Below are 18,744 nucleotides of genomic sequence, written 5' to 3'. Positions count from 1 at the left end.
CCGATGACCTCGGAATTGCGCCGGGCGGATACGCCAGAGATTGTGGCGGTGGTTTCGCCGCGGGTGCGGTTGCTCGCCTTCGTCAAGCGCGAGGCGGTGCTGGTCGTGCTGGTGGTGACGCTGGTTCTCCTGCAGGTCTTTCACGCGCAGCCGGTCGCAGCGCTCGCAAAGATGATCGACTGGGACACGATGCTGACGCTCACGGGTCTGCTCGTGCTGACGCGGGTCATCGATATGTCGGGTGCCATGAACTGGGCTGCACATCGTTTGCTTCATCGGGTGCGCACGGAACGGGGTCTCGCGCTGGTTCTGGTCCTGTTTGCCGCGCTGATGTCGACGGTGCTGACGAATGACGTCGCGTTGTTCGCCGTAATCCCGGTGGTGATCTCGCTCGACAAGCTCGTGTCGATTCCCATGCGTCGGCTGGTTATCGTGATCGCGCTCGCGGTCAACGCGGGCTCGATTCTCACGCCGTTCGGCAATCCGCAGAACCTCTTTCTGTGGGGAGCGAGCGGGGTATCGTTCGCTGGGTTCGTCGCGACCATGGCGCCGTTGACGGCGGTGCTGATGATCGCTCTGGCCGGGCTGACGGCGCTGATCTTCGGCGACACGCGGCTCGACTTGCCGGGCGAGCAGGCGGACGACGGTCTGGACGGTCGAACGCTTGCGATTGCGAGTGTCGCCTTCGTTCTGTTCATCGTCCTCGCCGATGCGCATCACGCGACTATCGCTTGCGCGCTCGTGCTGGCGGGCTTCGGGGCCTGGCGGCGCAAGGCGGTCCTGGGCATCGACTGGCTTTTGCTCGCGGTATTCGCGCTGATGTTCATGGTGCTGCGCACAGTGGCGGCGTTGCCCTGGGTTCATGGATTGCTAACGGGTGCGAATCTTCAGGACCCCCTGCACGCATTCATGGCCGGTGCCTTGATCTCGCAGGTCATCAGCAATGTGCCGGCGGCGATTATGCTGGAATCGTTTAGCCGCCACTGGCAAGCCCTGGCCTACGGGGCCAGTGTCGGAGGCTTTGGATTCTGTGTCGGCTCGCTCGCCAATCTGATCGCGATGCGGCTGGCGCCCGTGAAAGGCATCTTCTGGCGTTTTCATCTGTTATCGGTGCCGTTTTTCGTGTTCGCGCTGTTCACGGGTGGCTTGCTCATCAACTGGATCTGATTCGGATCGGGTGGGGTTCGAGGGTGGGGGAAGGCGCACATGCCGCGAAGGCGTCGCACTGAAGCAGGCGGTATTCGTCGCCCGGGAACGGCATGTTGCAGAGCAGCGCAAACCTTTCATGGACAACGGTTTTCGGGATATTTTCGGCTCACGTAAAGGCTTGAATTGCCTGTAAGAATCACTTACAATCGCCCCGATTTAATAGCTCGGCACGATCGAAAGTCAGGCGCAAGCGTGGCGGGTTTTTGGGAGTAGGGATGGCTGGCGGCGATTCGAACGGAACGGCAAGACAGGCGTTCGATCAGCACTCCGCACCGAGGTCTTCCTACGGTACTGGCGAGGTGCATGCTGCGGACACAACTGTCCAGGGCCGGCAGCCGGCCGGAGCCACCGAAAACTGGGATGTCGAGCAAGAAGAGACAAATATCGTTCCGCTCACACGTGCCGAAGCCGAGCAGTTGTTTGGCGCCAACGTGAGTCGTCCATCGCGTGTCACGCCCTTCAGGGTGGTGGCGGCGCAAATGGTTGTGTCCCTGGTTGCGGCCCTGATCTGCTGGCAGTTTTTGAGCCAGCCAGGTGATGCCGCGCGATCGGCACTATTGGGCGGGGCGATTTGCTGGGTTCCGGGCGCGTTGTTCGCATTACGCTTGAGAAGGGTGGGCCATCAGCAGTCGATGCTCGGCTGGATGGTCGGAGAAGCGATCAAGATGGGGGTGACCGTCGCCATGTTCGTGGCGATCGCAAAGTACGTCCCCGATGTTCGCTGGCTGCCATTGCTCATCACTTATCTCGTCGCGCTGAAGACCTATTGGGTCGCGCTGGCGTTGCGCTGAAACGCCCCGGCTGCCTGGCCGGGCAGGATCGACAATTTTACATTTTGGGTGTTTGACAGACATGGCCGCAGCCGAACCGCATCAACTGGATCCGTCCGAGTACATCTCGCACCACCTGACGAATTTCTCGACCAAGCATCAGACCAAAATCATCGATTTTTCGGTCTGGAATTTGGACACGCTGTTCTGGTCGGTGCTGATGGGCCTCGTGACGATCTTCGTTCTTCATCTCGCCGCCCGCAAGGCGACGCCTGGCGTGCCGGGCCGTTTCCAGTGCGCGATCGAAATGCTCGTCGAGATGGTCGAGGATCAATCGAAGTCGATGATCCATGGCAGCCGCCACTTCATTGCCCCGCTCGCACTGACGGTGTTCGTCTGGGTCGCGCTGATGAACTCGCTCGACTTCATCCCGGTCGACCTCGCGTCGCGCGTGATCGGCTGGGTCGGGCTCTCCGGCACGATCGACCATATCCGCATCGTCCCGACCGCCGACCTCAACGGCACGCTCGGCATCGCGCTCGGCGTGTTCATCCTGATGATCTATTACAGCCTGAAGATCAAGGGTCCCAAGGGTTTCGGCCACGAACTCATCTCGGCCCCGTTCGGCTCGCATCCGCTGCTGTGGCTGCCGAACCTGCTGCTGAACATCATCGAATATCTCGCCAAGACCATCTCCCTCGGGATGCGGCTGTTCGGCAACATGTATGCGGGCGAGCTGCTGTTCCTGCTGATCGCGTTGCTTGGCTCGATGTGGGGCTTTGGCGCGGATACGACGGTGCTCGGCTTCGTCGGTCATGTGATCGCGGGCACCGTGTGGTCGATCTTCCACATCCTGATCGTGTTGCTGCAAGCGTTCATCTTCATGATGCTGACGCTGGTGTACCTCGGCCAGGCACACGATAAACACTAAGCTTTTTCCGGTTTTTTTGCCGATTTTTCAAGTTCTCAAGTTCTTAAGTCTTTTCACAAAGGAGTGATCATGCAAGCTTTTATCGCCAACATCCAGGGTCTGACCGCCATCGGTATCGGCATCATCATCGGCCTGGGTGCAATTGGCGCCTGTATCGGTATCGGCCTGATGGGCGGCAAGTACATCGAAGCCTGCGCGCGCCAGCCGGAACTGATGAACCCGTTGCAAACGAAGATGTTCCTGCTGGCGGGTCTGATCGATGCTGCATTCCTGATCGGCGTGGGCGTGGCGATGCTGTTCGCGTTCGCGAACCCGCTGCTGTCGAAGCTGGCGGGCTGAACGGGCTCGGAAGTCCTCGCCCCGCTCTGACTTGAAGAACGGGGTGGCGAAGCAGGAAAACGCGCGGGACACCGGGTTCGCGAATGCGCCGAGCCGGCCCGCGCTTTCTGTGCATTGAGCCTACCATCCGACCTAGCACACAGTAAGGAAACACCGTGAATCTCAACGCAACCCTGCTAGCGCAAATGGTCGTGTTCCTGATCCTCGCGTGGTTCACGATGAAATTCGTGTGGCCGCCGCTGATCAAGGCACTCGACGATCGCTCGCAGAAAATCGCCGATGGGCTCGCAGCCGCCGAAAAGGGCAAGGCCGAGCTCGACGCCGCGAACAAGCGCGTCGACCAGGAACTCGCCCAGGCCCGCACCGAAGGGCAGCAACGCATTGCGGACGCGGAGCAGCGTGCCCAGCTCGTCGCCGACGAGATCAAGCGCAACGCACAGGCCGAAGCCGCCCGTATCCTCGCGAATGCGAAGGCCGATGCCGAACAGCAGATCGTCAAGGCCCGCGAATCGCTTCGCGGCGATGTCGCGACGCTGGCCGTGCGCGGTGCCGAGCAGATCCTCAAGCGCGAGATCGATGCGAACGCCCACGCCGAGCTGCTGAACCAACTGAAAGCCGAGCTCTGATCATGGCCGAACTTGCCACCATCGCCCGCCCCTACGCCGACGCGCTGTTCGACGTCGCGAAGAGCGGCGACCTGTCGCAGTGGTCCGACTTCGTCGCCGAGCTTGCCGCGTTCGCGGCGCAACCCGAGCTGCTTTCGGTTGCGGGCAACCCGAAGGTCAGCCGCGACCAGCTCTATCAATTGATCGTGTCGGCGGCGAAGTCGCCACTGGCTGCAAGCGAATCACGGGCGCAGAATTTTATTCGGATGATCGTCGACAACCATCGCCTTGATGCGCTGCCGCAAATCGCCGAACAGTTCGAGACGCTGAAGAACGCGCAGGAAGGTGCCGCCGACGTCACGATCGACAGTGCGTTCCCGCTTGATGGCAAGGCGCTGGACGAACTGGTCGCGAAGCTGGAGCGCAAGTTCGGTCGCAAGCTGAAGCCGCATGTGAACGTCGATCCATCGTTGATCGGCGGCGTGTGTGTAACGGTGGGCGATGAAGTACTGGATACGTCGGTCCGTGCGCGTCTTGCGGAAATGCAGACCGCGCTGGCCGCCTGACGCGAAGAATCTTGGCTGCGAGAAGTCTCGCGCCGCGTGCTCCGTGCGCACCGCATGGGCTCCGCGACCAGGCGACCCGTGCGAAGCCGCAGGCACGCAACAGAATTGAACATTAGGAGCGAACATGCAACTCAATCCCTCTGAAATCAGCGAGCTGATCAAGAGCCGGATTCAAGGTCTCGAATCCGGCGCAGACGTTCGCAATCAGGGAACGGTGATCTCCGTGACCGACGGTATCTGCCGCGTACACGGGCTGTCCGACGTGATGCAGGGCGAAATGCTCGAGTTTCCGGGCAACACGTTCGGTCTCGCGCTGAACCTCGAGCGCGACTCGGTCGGTGCGGTGATTCTCGGTGAATACCAACACATTTCGGAAGGCGACACCGTCAAGTGCACGGGCCGCATTCTCGAAGTGCCGGTCGGCCCCGAACTGCTGGGCCGCGTGGTCGACGCACTGGGTGTGCCGATCGACGGCAAGGGTCCGGTCAATGCGAAGATGACCGATGCGATCGAAAAGATCGCCCCGGGCGTGATCTGGCGCAAGGGCGTGTCGGAGCCGGTGCAGACGGGCCTGAAGTCGATCGACTCGATGGTGCCGATCGGCCGCGGCCAGCGCGAGCTGATCATCGGCGACCGCCAGACGGGCAAGACCGCCGTCGCCGTCGACACGATCATCAACCAGAAAGGCAAGAACCTCACGTGTATCTACGTCGCGATCGGCCAGAAGGCTTCGTCGATCATGAACGTGGTGCGCAAGCTCGAAGAGCATGGCGCGATGGAATACACGATCGTGGTCACCGCGTCGGCGTCGGAGTCGGCCGCGATGCAGTACATCGCACCGTACTCGGGCTGCACGATGGGCGAATACTTCCGCGATCGCGGCCAGGACGCGCTGATCATCTATGACGACTTGACCAAGCAAGCCTGGGCATATCGTCAGATCTCGCTGCTGCTGCGCCGTCCGCCGGGCCGCGAAGCGTATCCGGGTGATGTGTTCTACCTGCATTCGCGTCTGCTCGAGCGTGCGGCGCGCGTGTCGGAAGACTACGTCGAGAAGTTCACCAAGGGCGAAGTGAAGGGCAAGAGCGGTTCGCTGACCGCGCTGCCGGTCATCGAAACCCAGGCAGGCGACGTGACGGCCTTCGTGCCGACCAACGTGATCTCGATCACCGACGGCCAGATCTTCCTCGAGACCGACCTGTTCAACGCCGGTATCCGCCCTGCGATCAACGCCGGTATCTCGGTGTCGCGGGTCGGTGGTGCGGCACAGACGAAGGTCGTCAAGAAGCTGTCGGGCGGGATTCGTACCGACCTCGCGCAGTATCGCGAACTCGCGGCGTTCTCGCAGTTCGCCTCGGACCTCGACGAAGCAACCCGCAAGCAGCTCGAACGCGGCCGTCGCGTGACCGAACTGCTCAAGCAGCCGCAGTATCAGCCGCTGCAGGTCTGGGAGTTGGCCGTGGCGCTGTTCGCCGCGAACAACGGCTTCCTCGACGATATCGAAGTCAACAAGGTGCTCGACTTCGAAAAGGGCCTGCGCGATGTGCTCAAGAGCAAGCAAGCAGACCTGATCGGTCGGATCGAGGACAAGAAGGAACTCACGAAGGACGACGAGCCGCTGCTGAACGCGGCGATTGCCGACTTCAAGAAATCCGGCGCCTATTGATCGACGCAGCAAACTGATCATGATCCTGCAATGCGCGCGGCGTGCCGCGCGCTCTGCGAACAAGGAGTAGGCAATGGCCGGAATGAAGGAAATCCGCGGCAAGATCAAGAGCGTGCAAAACACGCGCAAGATCACGAAGGCGATGGAGATGGTCGCTGCGTCGAAGATGCGCCGCGCACAGGAACGCATGCGTCATGCGCGTCCGTACGCGGACAAGGTTCGGGATATCGCCGCGCATATGGCACAGGCGAACCCCGAGTATCGGCACCCGTTCATGATCAAGCATGAAGGGGTGAAGACGGCGGGCATGATCCTTGTGACGACGGACAAGGGACTGTGCGGCGGCCTGAACACCAACATCCTGCGTGCCTCGCTGAACAAGCTCAAGGAACTCGAACAGCAAGGCCTGCAGGTCGAGGCGACGGCGATCGGCGGCAAGGGCCTGGGCTTTCTGACGCGTCTGAAGGCGAAGGTGGTCTCGCAGGTGATCCAGCTCGGCGACACACCGCATCTGGAAAAGCTGATCGGCGCGATCAAGGTGCAGCTCGATGCCTATGCGGCGGGTCAGCTCGACGCGGTGTATATCGCGTACACGCGCTTCCTGAACACGATGAAGCAGGAGTCGGTCATCGAGCAGTTGCTGCCGCTCGACGAGCGGTTCGGCGAACGCGAGCAGGCCGGCGGCGCGGGTCCGTCCTCGGGTATCGAGGGCGCGGCCAAGCATTCGTGGGACTACATCTACGAGCCGGATGCGCAGACCGTAGTCGACGATCTGCTGGTGCGGTACGTCGAAGCACTCGTTTATCAGGCGGTGGCTGAGAACATGGCGTCGGAGCAATCGGCGCGCATGGTTGCGATGAAGGCTGCGTCCGACAACGCGAAGACGGTCATCAACGAATTGCAGCTGATCTACAACAAGAGCCGCCAGGCGGCGATCACGAAAGAGCTTTCGGAGATCGTCGGCGGTGCCGCTGCGGTTTAACGCTTCGCTGCGCGGCCGTGCCGCGCGCGACACATGAATCAAGTATCGAAAGGAAAAGCGATGACTACTGCTACTGCTTTGGTAGAAGGCAAGATCGTTCAGTGCATCGGCGCGGTGATCGACGTGGAATTTCCGCGCAATGCGATGCCGAAGATCTATGACGCGCTCATTCTGGAAGGCACGGAACTCACGCTCGAAGTCCAGCAGCAGCTGGGCGACGGCGTGGTCCGGACCATCTGTCTGGGTGCGGCCGACGGCCTGCGCCGCGGCCTGAACGTGAAGAATCTGGGCCATGGCATCCAGGTGCCGGTCGGTACCCCGACGCTCGGCCGTATCATGGACGTGCTTGGCCGTCCGATCGACGAAGCCGGTGAGATCAGCAGCGAGAACGTTCGCGGCATTCACCAGAAGGCACCGAAGTTTGAAGATCTGTCGCCTTCGACCGAACTGCTCGAAACGGGGATCAAGGTCATCGACCTGGTCTGCCCGTTCGCCAAGGGCGGTAAGGTCGGCCTGTTCGGCGGTGCCGGTGTCGGCAAGACCGTCAACATGATGGAGCTGATCAACAACATCGCGAAAGAACACGGCGGTTATTCCGTGTTCGCGGGCGTGGGCGAGCGTACCCGTGAGGGCAACGACTTCTACCACGAAATGAAGGACTCGAACGTTCTCGACAAGGTCGCGCTGGTCTACGGCCAGATGAACGAGCCGCCGGGCAACCGTCTGCGCGTCGCGCTGACCGGCCTGACGATGGCCGAGCACTTCCGCGATGAAGGCCGTGACGTGCTGTTCTTCGTCGACAACATCTACCGTTTCACGCTGGCCGGTACCGAAGTGTCGGCACTGCTCGGCCGGATGCCGTCAGCCGTGGGCTATCAGCCGACGCTGGCCGAAGAAATGGGCAAGCTGCAGGAACGGATCACCTCGACGAAGTCGGGTTCGATCACCTCGGTGCAAGCCGTGTACGTTCCGGCGGATGACTTGACCGACCCGTCGCCTGCGACCACCTTTGGCCACCTGGACGCCACCGTCGTGCTGTCGCGTGACATCGCCTCGCTCGGGATCTACCCGGCCGTCGATCCGCTCGACTCGACCTCGCGCCAGATCGATCCGAACGTGATCGGTGAAGAGCACTACACCGTGACGCGCCGCGTGCAGATGACCCTGCAGCGCTACAAGGAATTGCGCGACATCATCGCGATTCTGGGCATGGACGAACTGTCGCCTGAAGACAAGCTGGCAGTCGCGCGTGCGCGGAGGATCCAGCGTTTCCTGTCGCAGCCCTTCCACGTTGCGGAAGTGTTCACGGGCGCGCCGGGCAAGTATGTGCCGCTCAAGGAAACGATTCGTGGCTTCAAGATGATTGTCGACGGCGAATGCGACCACCTGCCCGAGCAGGCGTTCTACATGGTCGGCACGATCGACGAAGCGTTCGAGAAGGCCAAGAAGATCCAGTAATGGCCGCGGCTTGAGGAATGCGCGGCGGGCCTTAAATGGACTCGCCGCCGTTCCCAGGCGCAAGCAGGAGTCGATATGGCAAGCATCAAAGTAGACGTCGTCAGCGCGGAAGCGCAGATCTTCTCGGGGCAGGCGAAGTTCGTCAGCCTGCCTGGCGAAGCGGGCGAGCTGGGCATCCTGCCGGGGCACGCGCCGCTGATCACGCGGATCCGCCCGGGCACGGTCGAGATCGAAGCCGAGGACGGCTCGATCGAGCTGGTATTTGTCGCCGGCGGGATTCTCGAAGTGCAGCCGACCAATGTCACCGTGCTGGCCGACACCGCGATCCGCGGCAAGGACCTCGACGAGGCGAAGGCCGAGCAAGCGCGCCGTCAGGCGGAAGAAGCGCTGCAGAACACGGGGGCCAACCTCGAATATGCAACGGCGCAGGCCGAACTCTCGTACGCGACCGCGCAGCTTGCGGCGATCCAGCGTCTGCGCCGCGCGCGCGGACAGGGCTGAGTAGCGGGGCAAAGCATGACGCGAGTCGTGGCGACGTAGTGGGGCTGTCACGAAAGATCTCGCTGAAACCGCATTGAGTATTCGCGACGAGTAAAAAGGCAGCTTCGGCTGTCATGCCGTTCAGTTAAGAGCTGAACGGCATTTTTTTTTGTGCGGTCCGACGCGGCGCATCGCTCGTCTCGTGGGGGCGTCGCGTGGCTCTTTGCGGTGCGAGCCACGCTTTCGAATTGTCGTTCCTTGCCACGAAGAGGGGCTGCCCCTTCGGATGAATGGCAAGGTGAACGAACAGCGAGGAGCTTCGCATTGAGGTAGATAGCGCGCAGCCCTGCCGGGCGCTATCTACCCTCAGCCGTGGTGCTGCTCGTCGCGCCGCGGCTCGCGGGCACTCGCCCCCGAGTGCGGGGGGGCGGCGCGCTGCTGCTGTTGTTGCTGACGTTGCTGCTCCATCTGTTGGCGCTGCTGGTTCTGCATTTGCTGCTGACGCTGCTGGTTCTGTACCTGCTGTTCGCGTTGTTGTGCGGCGGCTTGCTGACGTTGCGCAGCTTGCTGTGCACGTTGCTGTTCCATCTGCTGCTGAGAACGTTGCTGCGCGGCTTGCTGTGCGCGTTGCTGTTGCATTTGCTGTTGGGCCTGCTGCTGGGAACGCTGCTGCGCGTCTTGCTGTGCGCGTTGCTGTTGCATTTGCTGTTGGGCCTGCTGCTGGGAACGTTGCTGCGCGGCTTGCCCTGCGCGTTGCTGTTCCATCTGTTGTTGAGGCTGCTCCTGAGAACGCTGCTGCGCGTCTTGCTGTGCGCGTTGCTGTTGCATTTGCTGTTGAGCCTGCTGCTGGGAACGCTGCTGCACGTCTTGCTGTGCGCGCTGATGTTCCATTTGCTGCTGGGTCTGCTGTTGCAAAGGTTGCTGCCCGGCCTGCTGGGCATGCTCCTGTGCCAACCGCTGCTGAGCTTGGAGTTGCTCGGCTTGCGATTGTCCGCGTTGATGGCCCTGCGAAACGTTGCCCGGCTGCTCGCCGGTACGACCTCCTTGCATCCTGTCGGGTGGATGTGGCACACCGTTCTCGCGCGATACCTGACCCTGCTCGGGCACTTCACCTGGACGGCCGGCCTGCATCGACGGGCGTGCACCATTAATCTGATTGGCTTGGAACTGGCCCGGTCGCTCCCCGCCTGGCACTTGCGATTGAGCCGGCCGGGGGCCGCCCTGCATTTGCGCTTGTCCCTGGCGCTGATCGGCTCCGGGCTGACTCGGGCGTTGTCCCGTCTGAAACTGTGTCTGGCCCGGACGCAGATCGCCCGGAGGCTGGCCTGCCTGAGGTTGCATCTGCCCTTGACGCTGACCCTGCCTCTGCTGGCCCTCGCGAGCCGCCCCATTGAACGGAGTGCCTCCCGGTGCGCCACGGTTCGCCTGGCCTTGAGCGGGCAGGGGTCGGCGTTCAGCCGGAACCACGCGGAACGCGGATTGATTTGCACCGTGCCCGGGCTGGCCGGGCGCGTTGGCGATCCGCGCGAAGTTGGCGGGTGGGGCGGTTCGAACGACGGGCTGACCTGCGCCCTGTACGCGCCCTCCAGATTGGGCGAAGTTCCGCGCGAGCGAATCGCGATAGGCGAACGGTGTCGGCGCATTGCGGGTCGCGATCACCGGCCGGGCTCCCGCCGTCTGCGGCGGGTGGAAGTTCGCGCGTCGCAATCCACCGCCGAAGCTCTGCTGTACCGGCGCAATTGCGGGCGCACCCGCGCCGATCGGATTGTGCGCGATCTGCTGCGGTCGCAGCGTCTGGCCATGGCGCCCCGCGCCCTGCCCACGTATGAACTGGTTGGCCGGCATGCCGGTGATGGCGCGCGGGGCGCCGCGATTGACGTAGATGTTGTGATCGTTATTGGCGATGGCCCTGTGGTTCACATAGTTGACGCGGTCGTAATAGCGCGGACTGTAGCGATAAGCCGGCCGCCACGGTTCGCCGGGACCCAGCGGAAGCCACGCAACGCCGGCGGCCGCCGCGCCGACCGTCAACGAAACCCCCCAGCTTGGGCCACGGCCACCACCACCGACGAAAGCGACCAGAGCTGGCGAGTAGCACGGAGGCGCGTTGTCAATGACCGGACCCGGCACCCATGCCCAGTTATTGCGGTAGTAGGCCCAGCGGCCGTAGTGGAATGGCGCGAAGCCCCATGGCGCATCGTCGACCCAGGTCCAGCCCCACGGCGCGACCCAGGCCCAGTGGCCTTCGCGATACGGCGCCCAGCCGGCGGCGACGCGGGGCACCCAAACCTGGCCGTAGTCGGGCGACTCTTCCCATGTTCCGTTCGCATCGAGGTCCTGGTATCCGGGCACATCGCGCGACACATAGCGCGCGGAGACCGAGGCGTCCTCTGCGCGATCGCGGGACACCGCCCACGCTTCGAGTGCATCGGGAGGCGGTGCGGTACCGCCGTCCGTTTCCTGCAGATTGGTGCCCGAAAACGTAAGCTGCTGCCCCGGACCGATCTGGACTGAACCCGAATCGCCATAAGCGGTCAGGCTCCCTTCGCGGACCGTGACCGTGCTCGAGGTGCCGTCGGGTGCGGCATCGACCCGGTAGCTGCCGGGGCCGTCGGCCTGCAGCGCGACGTTGGGCGTATCGATTTCAAAACTCTGGCCTGCCGGCAGGTTTCGCAGGCGCGTCTGGAGTGTGCCCTGGGCCAGTTTCAACTGTGCGTTCTGGTCGTCGAGGTTCACGATGCTCAGTGCGCTCTGCTGACCTAGGCGCAATGCCGTCGATCCGATATGCAGTTCGGAGCGGCCGCCGTTGTCGACCCACACCTGATCGCCCGTCGTCATCGGCCGGTTCAGTTCCGCGTAGGCCCATTCGTTGCCGCCCGCGGGCTCAAACGTCACGGTACCGTCGAAATAGTTGAGCCGTGCAACACGGCCCGGCACATCGGCAGTGCTATCGCCGGATGGTGGCTGCTCCGCCTGGTCTCCGTATTCCGGTCCCTGCTGCGCTGTCGCACTGAATGCAGGAACGGCGAGCGTCAAGGCCACGATGACTTCCGCTACCCGCCGCCAAAGTGTTCGATGATTCATCCCCTCTCTCCTGGTCGTCGCGATCCGCATCCCGGACCTGCCTAGGGTAACGCCGCAAGATCATTTCAAGATGACGGGTTTTGTAACCCGATTAGACGCGCGTGTAACTAAGTATGAAGAAATTTCTTCCTTTCTTTACTTCGCTCGCCAGTCAAGACCGAACGTGCTGTCAGGACACCTGAAACCGTCGTGCGCCGACAGCCGATGCAGGGTTTGAAGCAATACCGCCGCAGCCGGCGAGTGACCAGAATCGAGCAGAGCGTATGTCTGTGATCCGGAAGGACCGATGGACGCACGGATAGATGGAGGAGGACGGAGGATTCGCCATGAGTGAAGCGATAGAGAGCGTCGAAGCGCTGATCGCCCCTCGCGACGGCCTGGCGTATGTTCGCGGCTCAACCGATGAGCCGTTGTCCGACGCGACCGTCGGCGGGCTGCTGCGCGACACGGCGCGTCGCTTTGCCGAACGCCCGGCCGTGGTGTTTCGTGAACAATCGATTCGCTGGACCTGGCGCGAGTTCGATGCGGCCGTCGACACGCTCGCACTCGGGCTTCGCGCACTCGGCCTCGAGAAAGGCGACCGGGTCGGCATCTGGTCGCCCAATCGCGTCGAATGGCTGGTCACGCAGTTTGCCACCGCGCGTCTGGGTGCGATTCTGGTCAACATCAATCCTGCATATCGACTTACCGAGCTCGAATATGCCCTGAACAAAGTCGGATGCAGGGCGCTCATCACAGCCGAGCGCTTCAAGGTGTCCGACTATCTGCAAATGCTGCAGACGCTTGTGCCCGAACTCGGCACGGCGACCGGCACGACGCTGCGCAGTGCACGCCTGCCGTATCTCGAGCATGTGATTCAGATGGGTGAACACGAAGTATCCGGCATGCGCCGCTATCGCGAGATCGTTGCACTCGGAGCGCGCGCCATGCAGGCAAACAGTCCCGCCGAAGGGCGAGATGAAGGCCCTCTCGGACGGGGCGGTAACAGGCCGGTCGGAAGTGTCATCGAAGGGTCAGGCGACAAAAGGTCGGCAAAACCGCCTGCCGATGTGTCCACTGAAGAGCCTCGCCATGCGCTTGTGCAACTTGCGGCCATCGAGGCAGGGCTCGACTGTTTCGAGCCCGTCAATGTCCAGTTCACGAGCGGGACGACGGGCAGTCCGAAAGGCGCGACGCTCACGCATCGCAACATCGTCAACAACGGCCGGTTTATCGCGAAGGCGATGCGCTTGAGCGAAGTTGATTCGCTCTGTATTCCCGTGCCGTTCTATCACTGCTTCGGCATGGTGCTCGGCGTGCTGGCCTGTGTGTCGGTGGGCGCGCAAATGGTGTTTCCGGGGGAAGCTTTCGATCCCGCGGCGACTTTGCAGGCGGTCAGCGACGAAGAGTGCACGGCACTCCATGGTGTACCGACTATGTTCATTGCTGAACTCGCGCTTGTAGATTTTGCCCGCTTCGATTTGCACACGCTGCGCACGGGCATCATGGCGGGATCGCCCTGTCCGATTGAAACGATGAAATCGGTCGTCGCAAGGATGCATATGGGTGAGGTGACGATCGCCTATGGAATGACGGAGACCAGTCCGGTCTCGTTCCAGAGTTCAACGGCCGATCCGCTGGACAAACGCGTCACGACGGTTGGCCGGATCCAGCCGCACCTGGAGGTCAAGATCGTCGATGCCGCGGGCCAGATTGTGCCCGTGGGTGAGACCGGTGAGCTCTGGACGAGAGGCTATTCGGTGATGCTCGGCTATTGGGGTGACGAGGAAAAAACGCGCACGACCCTTGTCGACGGGTGGATGCAGACCGGCGACCTGGCGACGCTCGACGAACAGGGCTATTGCAAGATCGTCGGACGTCTGAAAGACATGGTGATTCGCGGCGGCGAAAATGTGTATCCGCGCGAAATCGAGGAGTTTCTGTTTCGGCATCCGGACATCGAGTCGGTTCAGGTATTCGGCGTACCCGATGAGAAGTATGGCGAGGAAATCTGTGCCTGGATTGTCGCAAAGGCGGGGCACGCCATCACGGTCGAAGATATCCGCGATTTTTGCCGCGGCCAGATCGCACACTTCAAAGTGCCGCGTTATGTCCGCTTCGTCGATTCCATACCGATGACGGTAACGGGCAAAGCGCAAAAGTTCGTCATGCGCGAGCAAATGATCCGGGAACTGGAATCGGCGAAGCCCAAATCAGAATGAACGAAGAAGAACATGACCCTCAAGAGTTCGGGCGTTGAGGCGGCAGATGATCGGGTAATTAAGAGGAAAGCTCGGGAATCTGCGGACGAAAAAAAGCGGGCCTTGGGGCCCGCTAAAAACCACACGCTACGGGGTTAGCGCGAGGAGACCAATTGTGGGTACCGTGCATCAGTAATGGACTGCATAAAACAAATACTGAACTGACGCCACGATGAACGGCCCCTGCAGGGATGCCCCTCGGTCACGAGGGCTTCGGCGAACCGACCGCGCGAAGGAATACGACGTCCGCTCACGTCACATCCAGCAACGCACATCCGTGCAGATACCGTTGAAGGCATTGTGGGTCAATTCACCGGAGGTGGACGTAACAAAGTGTTTCAGGTTGTAACCCTTACCCAGCAAGGCTTTCGGGTAATTCGGTCATTCATTCAAGCGGGGGTTGGAATAGTTTTTCACCCGTTACTTACTTGCAGACAGACGCGCATTTAGAACACGTGTCAGGTAATCGAAAGATTAACTGTAAAGTGATTTGTAGAGAATTGCCGTACGTTAATGCGCTTTCGGACTTACTGCCGGGTGTTTGAGCCAGTTTCTGCAATCGAGCAATTCTGTGACGGAATAGACATGCATCGTGTCGCCCGTCGTTGAGCGATGGCGCGCGGGGACAACGCACGAACTCGACGTTAGACGGCAAACACATTTCCCGGCAAATGCATAAAATGCAGGTCACTGCATTTCAATCCCCCGCTTCGCCCGTGGCTCCGCCGCCCCGGTCGATAACCTGAGGAATGGCCTTGAACGTTGACCCCCAACTCGCTGCCTACTATTCACAAGTCGACGCAGAGTTCCCGCCCGTGAGCGCACCGGATGCGCTGGATGCGCTGAGCCGCCGCAGCCGCAACAAGAGGGTCGCCGACCGGTTCGCGCCGCCGTCCGTGCCCGACGTGTCCATCCAGCAGATCGACGTTCCACTCGAGGGGCGCACACTCAAGGCGCGCCTCTATCGGCCCTCGCAGATCGACGAGGCATTGCCTCTTGTTGTCTATTTCCATGGCGGAGGATGGGTCATCGGCGATCTCGACACGCATGAACAAGTGCCCGCCCAACTGGCTGCCGACGCGCGCGTGGCTGTTGCATCGATCGAATACCGGCTCGCCCCCGAGTTTCCGTTTCCTGCCCCGAATGACGATGCCGAACAGGCACTGCTGTGGTTTGCCGAGCAGCGTGTGCGTCTGAACCTGTCGCTACGCACGCTCGCCGTGGCGGGCGACAGCGCGGGGGCCTATCTTGCAACGTATGTGGAGCGAGCGGCCAATCTCAAAGTGCCGGGTCTCGTGAAGGCACAACTCCTGTTCTACCCGGTGGTTCGTCCAAGCTTCAATTCTACGAGCTATACCCGTTTCGCCGAGGGGCCGGTCCTCACGCGCAACGACATGATCTGGTTCTGGGGGGCCTTCCTCGAAGAGCCCGTCACGATCGCAGGCGCGAGCGAACAACGGACCATGGACCCTCGCGTGACGCTGACGGCGTCGATCCCCGACTATGCACCGGCCGATGCCGTGGTGATGGTGGCCGGCATCGACCCGCTGCACGACGAAGGTGTCGAATACGCGAAGTTTCTCGAGCTGCATGGTGGCGACGTCGAGCTCATTGAAGCTTCCGATATGACACATGGGTTCGCGCGCCTGCAGCACGTATCGGATGCGGCTCGCGACTGGATGCGCTCCGCAGCCACCGCGCTGCGCGAGATGCTCTGAGCGAAATGCTTCGAACAGAGCATCTCGTGCGGGACATCCAGCACACCGCAGGACACTCGGACAAGACATCTCAACGAACTACTTGAGCCAGGAATCGACGATCTTTTGAAACTCGCCGCTGGACCGGGCGAGATGCAGCCATTGATCGACGTATTGCTGGAACACGACGTCCCCGCGCGGCAACATGAACGCCTTTTCGCCGTATTGAAGCGGCTTGTCGGGATTGACCGGGCACAAGGCGGGGTTCAGCTTGTGCTGCAGCAAGGTCTCCGACGCGTCGGTCACCATGACGTCCGCCTTCCCCTCGGCGATTTGCCTGAATATCGTCACATTGTCGGGAAAGACGGTCAGCGCGGCATGCGACAGGTACTGGCGGGCGAACTTCTCATTGGTCCCACCAGGGTTGACGATCACTCGCACGGAAGGTCGGTCGATATCTTCAATCGTCTGGTATCGGCCCACGGCGTCGCAGCGTGTGATGGGTGCCTTGCCGTCGACGAGGTACGGTTCCGAAAACGCGGCATGTTTCTGGCGTTCGAGTGACGTCGATACACCGCCGACAGCGATATCGCATCGACTGCCGAAATCGGCGAGCAGCGTCGGCCAGCTCGTCTTGGTGAACTGCACCTTTACGCCCAGCGATCTGGCGAGCGATTGCATGAGTTCTATATCGATGCCTTCGTACGTGCCGCCCGGGCGTGACAGCGAATACGGCGCGTAGTCACCGGTCGTGCACGCACGCAGCACACCGCTTTCCAGCACGGCGTCGAGCCGCGATGTAACCCCAGCAGCGGCCCGCCCCAGGACAGCCTGCGGCACCTCGGTCGAGGATGCCTGCACAGCGGCCTGAGATGCCCCGGCCACCCCAGCCGCATCATCCTGGGTTGCACTGGCTGAGGATAGGCCAGCTTGAGCCCCCTCGGCCTGTACCGCGCCGGCACGGGCCACACCGGTCGAAGCCATGGCCATGATGCAAAGCGCGCCGACCCAGTGCGGCAACGCGGGAAGACGCCACGAAAACGGTCGAATCATGCAGATCTCCAAAGAACAAAAAGCAGTGCATTGGCGTACCGATGCGGCGCATCGGTGGACGCCGCCGCAGGTCGGCCTGGGACCCGCGGAAGCGGATCGACAATCCATGCAAGGATGATAGGGACACGGGCCGGCGTCGAATACTCCGCCGTTCGGCCAAGGCCGTCGTAGCCAGGCTGGTATGGGCCTCGCACACGACACCATGCTCGCTATTTCCAGTCGCTCCTGCTCCTGTCCATTCCGTGGCAAGCGCGACCGCTCCGGTAGAATGCGGTTTTGCCCCTTGCCGATCTCGCCGTGATCTCGAAGCTCTCCAACGATACGTTCCTGCGGGCGCTGCGCCGCCAGCCGACCGACTACACGCCGATCTGGCTGATGCGCCAGGCGGGCCGCTATCTCCCCGAATACCAGGCGACACGCGCCGACGCGGGCAGCTTTCTCGATCTCGCACAGAACCCCGATTTCGCAACGGAAGTCACGTTGCAGCCGCTCGAGCGCTTTCCGCTCGACGCCGCGATCCTCTTTTCGGACATTCTGACGATTCCAGACGCAATGGGACTCGGCCTGTCGTTCGAGGCTGGCGAAGGTCCGCGTTTCGCCCATCCGGTTCGCACCGAAGCCGACGTCGCGCGGCTGGCCGTGCCATCGATCGAGACGTCGCTATGCTACGTGACCGACGCCGTTTCGCAGATTCGCCGCGCGCTCGTCGATTCGGCGGGAAACCAGCGCGTGCCGCTGATCGGTTTTTCGGGCAGCCCCTGGACGCTCGCCTGCTATATGGTCGAAGGCGGTGGCTCGGCTGATTTTCGGACGATCAAGTCGATGCTCTACGGCCGTCCTGACCTCCTGCACCGGATTCTCGACATCAACGCACAAGCGGTTTCCGCCTACCTGAATGCGCAAATCGAAGCCGGTGCGCAAGCGGTGATGATTTTCGATTCGTGGGGCGGCGCCCTCGCCGACGGCGCATTTCAGTCGTTCTCACTGAGCTACATCAAGAAAGTGATCCAGGGGCTGAAGCGTAAACACGAAGGCGAGCAGATACCGGTCATCGCGTTCACGAAGGGGGGCGGTTTGTGGCTCGACGAGCTGGCAGACAGTGGGGCGGATGCGATCGGCGTCGATTGGACCGTGAATCTCGGCAAGGCGCGCGAGCAGGTCGGGGGCCGGGTCGCGCTACAAGGCAATCTGGATCCCAACGCGCTTTTCGCGCCGCCCGAGGCCGTACGAGCGCAGGCCCGCGCGGCACTCGATGCGTACGGCAATCACCCGGGACATGTATTCAATCTCGGCCATGGAATCAATCAATTCACGCCGATCGACAGCGTCGCCGCGCTGGTGGACGAGGTTCATCGTTATAGCCGTGGGATGCGGCGATAAGTCGCGACGACGCTAAGGGTTGCTGCGTTGCGGACCACTGGTATTACCGGTGTCGCTGAATGGGGGCTGAAAAGTGGCGCCAGCGTTGACTTCCGGCTTTGTCAAGATGCTACTTATGCACATTCGGGCCGTTGCGCCGCGTCAAGGGTTGCAGGCTACAGACCGCGCTTTCGCAGCCCGCAATATTTTTTGCAAACCATTGATTTATAAGGGCTAGGTCCATGTGCAAAAAAATGCGTGGAAACTTGCAGGGACCGGCCCGCGCGCGTTTTCCCGCGTATTCC

15 protein-coding genes are annotated in these 18,744 nt (G+C 61.8%); 13 read left to right on the top strand and 2 right to left on the bottom strand.

Going from position 1 to position 18,744, the window contains the following annotated elements:
- The first annotated feature begins 3 nt into the window (after window positions 1-3).
- The 10 genes from HV670_RS03125 to HV670_RS03080 all read left to right on the top strand — a co-directional run bounded on the left by HV670_RS03125 (window position 4) and on the right by HV670_RS03080 (window position 9,027).
- A complete protein-coding gene (locus HV670_RS03125) occupies window positions 4-1,167 on the top strand; it encodes an SLC13 family permease (protein WP_175103176.1) in 1,164 nt (387 codons plus the stop codon).
- 257 nt (window positions 1,168-1,424) lie between these two features.
- The gene (locus tag HV670_RS03120) at window positions 1,425-2,000 is read left to right on the top strand and encodes an ATP synthase subunit I (RefSeq protein ID WP_175103175.1); all 576 of its coding nucleotides are present in this window, start codon (window positions 1,425-1,427) and stop codon (window positions 1,998-2,000) included.
- A gap of 61 nt (window positions 2,001-2,061) precedes the next feature.
- Window positions 2,062-2,910, top strand: coding sequence for a F0F1 ATP synthase subunit A (gene atpB / locus HV670_RS03115; RefSeq protein ID WP_175103174.1), 849 nt, complete (start codon window positions 2,062-2,064; stop codon window positions 2,908-2,910).
- A gap of 69 nt (window positions 2,911-2,979) precedes the next feature.
- A complete protein-coding gene (gene atpE, locus HV670_RS03110; protein WP_007180033.1) occupies window positions 2,980-3,249 on the top strand; it encodes a F0F1 ATP synthase subunit C in 270 nt (89 codons plus the stop codon).
- Between the two features lie 155 nt (window positions 3,250-3,404).
- Window positions 3,405-3,875 (top strand): F0F1 ATP synthase subunit B, encoded by a 471-nt coding sequence (locus HV670_RS03105; protein WP_175103173.1) that lies wholly within the window; start codon window positions 3,405-3,407, stop codon window positions 3,873-3,875.
- Between the two features lie 2 nt (window positions 3,876-3,877).
- Entirely contained in the window at window positions 3,878-4,420 is a 543-nt protein-coding gene (locus HV670_RS03100) for a F0F1 ATP synthase subunit delta (RefSeq protein ID WP_175103172.1), read from the top strand.
- Between the two features lie 124 nt (window positions 4,421-4,544).
- Complete coding sequence (atpA, locus tag HV670_RS03095; protein WP_175103171.1) at window positions 4,545-6,086, top strand: F0F1 ATP synthase subunit alpha; 1,542 nt, start codon at window positions 4,545-4,547, stop codon at window positions 6,084-6,086.
- Between the two features lie 73 nt (window positions 6,087-6,159).
- A complete protein-coding gene (atpG, locus tag HV670_RS03090; RefSeq protein ID WP_175103170.1) occupies window positions 6,160-7,068 on the top strand; it encodes a F0F1 ATP synthase subunit gamma in 909 nt (302 codons plus the stop codon).
- A gap of 60 nt (window positions 7,069-7,128) precedes the next feature.
- Window positions 7,129-8,526 carry a F0F1 ATP synthase subunit beta gene (gene atpD / locus HV670_RS03085; RefSeq protein ID WP_175103169.1) on the top strand — a complete coding sequence of 466 codons (1,398 nt, stop codon included), beginning with the start codon at window positions 7,129-7,131 and terminating at the stop codon, window positions 8,524-8,526.
- 75 nt (window positions 8,527-8,601) lie between these two features.
- Window positions 8,602-9,027 carry a F0F1 ATP synthase subunit epsilon gene (locus HV670_RS03080; protein ID WP_175103168.1) on the top strand — a complete coding sequence of 142 codons (426 nt, stop codon included), beginning with the start codon at window positions 8,602-8,604 and terminating at the stop codon, window positions 9,025-9,027.
- A gap of 345 nt (window positions 9,028-9,372) precedes the next feature.
- On the opposite strand, the gene HV670_RS03075 is transcribed toward HV670_RS03080, so the two are convergent.
- The gene (locus HV670_RS03075) at window positions 9,373-12,090 is read right to left on the bottom strand and encodes a DUF6600 domain-containing protein (RefSeq protein ID WP_175103167.1); all 2,718 of its coding nucleotides are present in this window, start codon (window positions 12,088-12,090) and stop codon (window positions 9,373-9,375) included.
- Between the two features lie 326 nt (window positions 12,091-12,416).
- Here HV670_RS03075 and HV670_RS03070 point away from each other — a divergent pair, with 326 nt between their 5' ends.
- A complete protein-coding gene (locus HV670_RS03070; protein ID WP_175103166.1) occupies window positions 12,417-14,291 on the top strand; it encodes an AMP-binding protein in 1,875 nt (624 codons plus the stop codon).
- Between the two features lie 794 nt (window positions 14,292-15,085).
- Complete coding sequence (locus HV670_RS03065) at window positions 15,086-16,048, top strand: alpha/beta hydrolase (protein WP_175103165.1); 963 nt, start codon at window positions 15,086-15,088, stop codon at window positions 16,046-16,048.
- A 78-nt stretch (window positions 16,049-16,126) separates the two neighbouring features.
- Here HV670_RS03065 and HV670_RS03060 read toward each other — a convergent pair whose 3' ends face one another.
- A complete protein-coding gene (locus HV670_RS03060) occupies window positions 16,127-17,080 on the bottom strand; it encodes a transporter substrate-binding domain-containing protein (protein WP_246256943.1) in 954 nt (317 codons plus the stop codon).
- A gap of 297 nt (window positions 17,081-17,377) precedes the next feature.
- On the opposite strand from HV670_RS03060, the gene hemE reads away from it, so the two are divergent.
- Window positions 17,378-18,460: a uroporphyrinogen decarboxylase gene (hemE, locus tag HV670_RS03055; RefSeq protein ID WP_175103352.1), complete on the top strand. Its 1,083-nt coding sequence runs from the start codon at window positions 17,378-17,380 to the stop codon at window positions 18,458-18,460.
- The last annotated feature ends 284 nt before the right edge of the window (window positions 18,461-18,744 follow it).

The organism is Pararobbsia alpina (genome assembly GCF_902859895.1).
Classification (GTDB): domain Bacteria; phylum Pseudomonadota; class Gammaproteobacteria; order Burkholderiales; family Burkholderiaceae; genus Pararobbsia; species Pararobbsia alpina.
The sequence above is the reverse complement of the archived record's forward strand: the minus strand, read 5'-3'. Positions and strand labels throughout refer to the sequence as shown.

Coding starts and splice junctions, on each gene's coding strand:
- HV670_RS03125 (WP_175103176.1), top strand. CDS start 4: ATGACCTCGGAATTGCGCCGGGCGGATACGCCAGAGATTGTGGCGGTG.
- HV670_RS03120 (WP_175103175.1), top strand. CDS start 1,425: ATGGCTGGCGGCGATTCGAACGGAACGGCAAGACAGGCGTTCGATCAG.
- atpB (WP_175103174.1), top strand. CDS start 2,062: ATGGCCGCAGCCGAACCGCATCAACTGGATCCGTCCGAGTACATCTCG.
- atpE (WP_007180033.1), top strand. CDS start 2,980: ATGCAAGCTTTTATCGCCAACATCCAGGGTCTGACCGCCATCGGTATC.
- HV670_RS03100 (WP_175103172.1), top strand. CDS start 3,878: ATGGCCGAACTTGCCACCATCGCCCGCCCCTACGCCGACGCGCTGTTC.
- atpA (WP_175103171.1), top strand. CDS start 4,545: ATGCAACTCAATCCCTCTGAAATCAGCGAGCTGATCAAGAGCCGGATT.
- atpG (WP_175103170.1), top strand. CDS start 6,160: ATGGCCGGAATGAAGGAAATCCGCGGCAAGATCAAGAGCGTGCAAAAC.
- atpD (WP_175103169.1), top strand. CDS start 7,129: ATGACTACTGCTACTGCTTTGGTAGAAGGCAAGATCGTTCAGTGCATC.
- HV670_RS03080 (WP_175103168.1), top strand. CDS start 8,602: ATGGCAAGCATCAAAGTAGACGTCGTCAGCGCGGAAGCGCAGATCTTC.
- HV670_RS03075 (WP_175103167.1), bottom strand. CDS start 12,090: ATGAATCATCGAACACTTTGGCGGCGGGTAGCGGAAGTCATCGTGGCC.
- HV670_RS03070 (WP_175103166.1), top strand. CDS start 12,417: ATGAGTGAAGCGATAGAGAGCGTCGAAGCGCTGATCGCCCCTCGCGAC.
- HV670_RS03060 (WP_246256943.1), bottom strand. CDS start 17,080: ATGATTCGACCGTTTTCGTGGCGTCTTCCCGCGTTGCCGCACTGGGTC.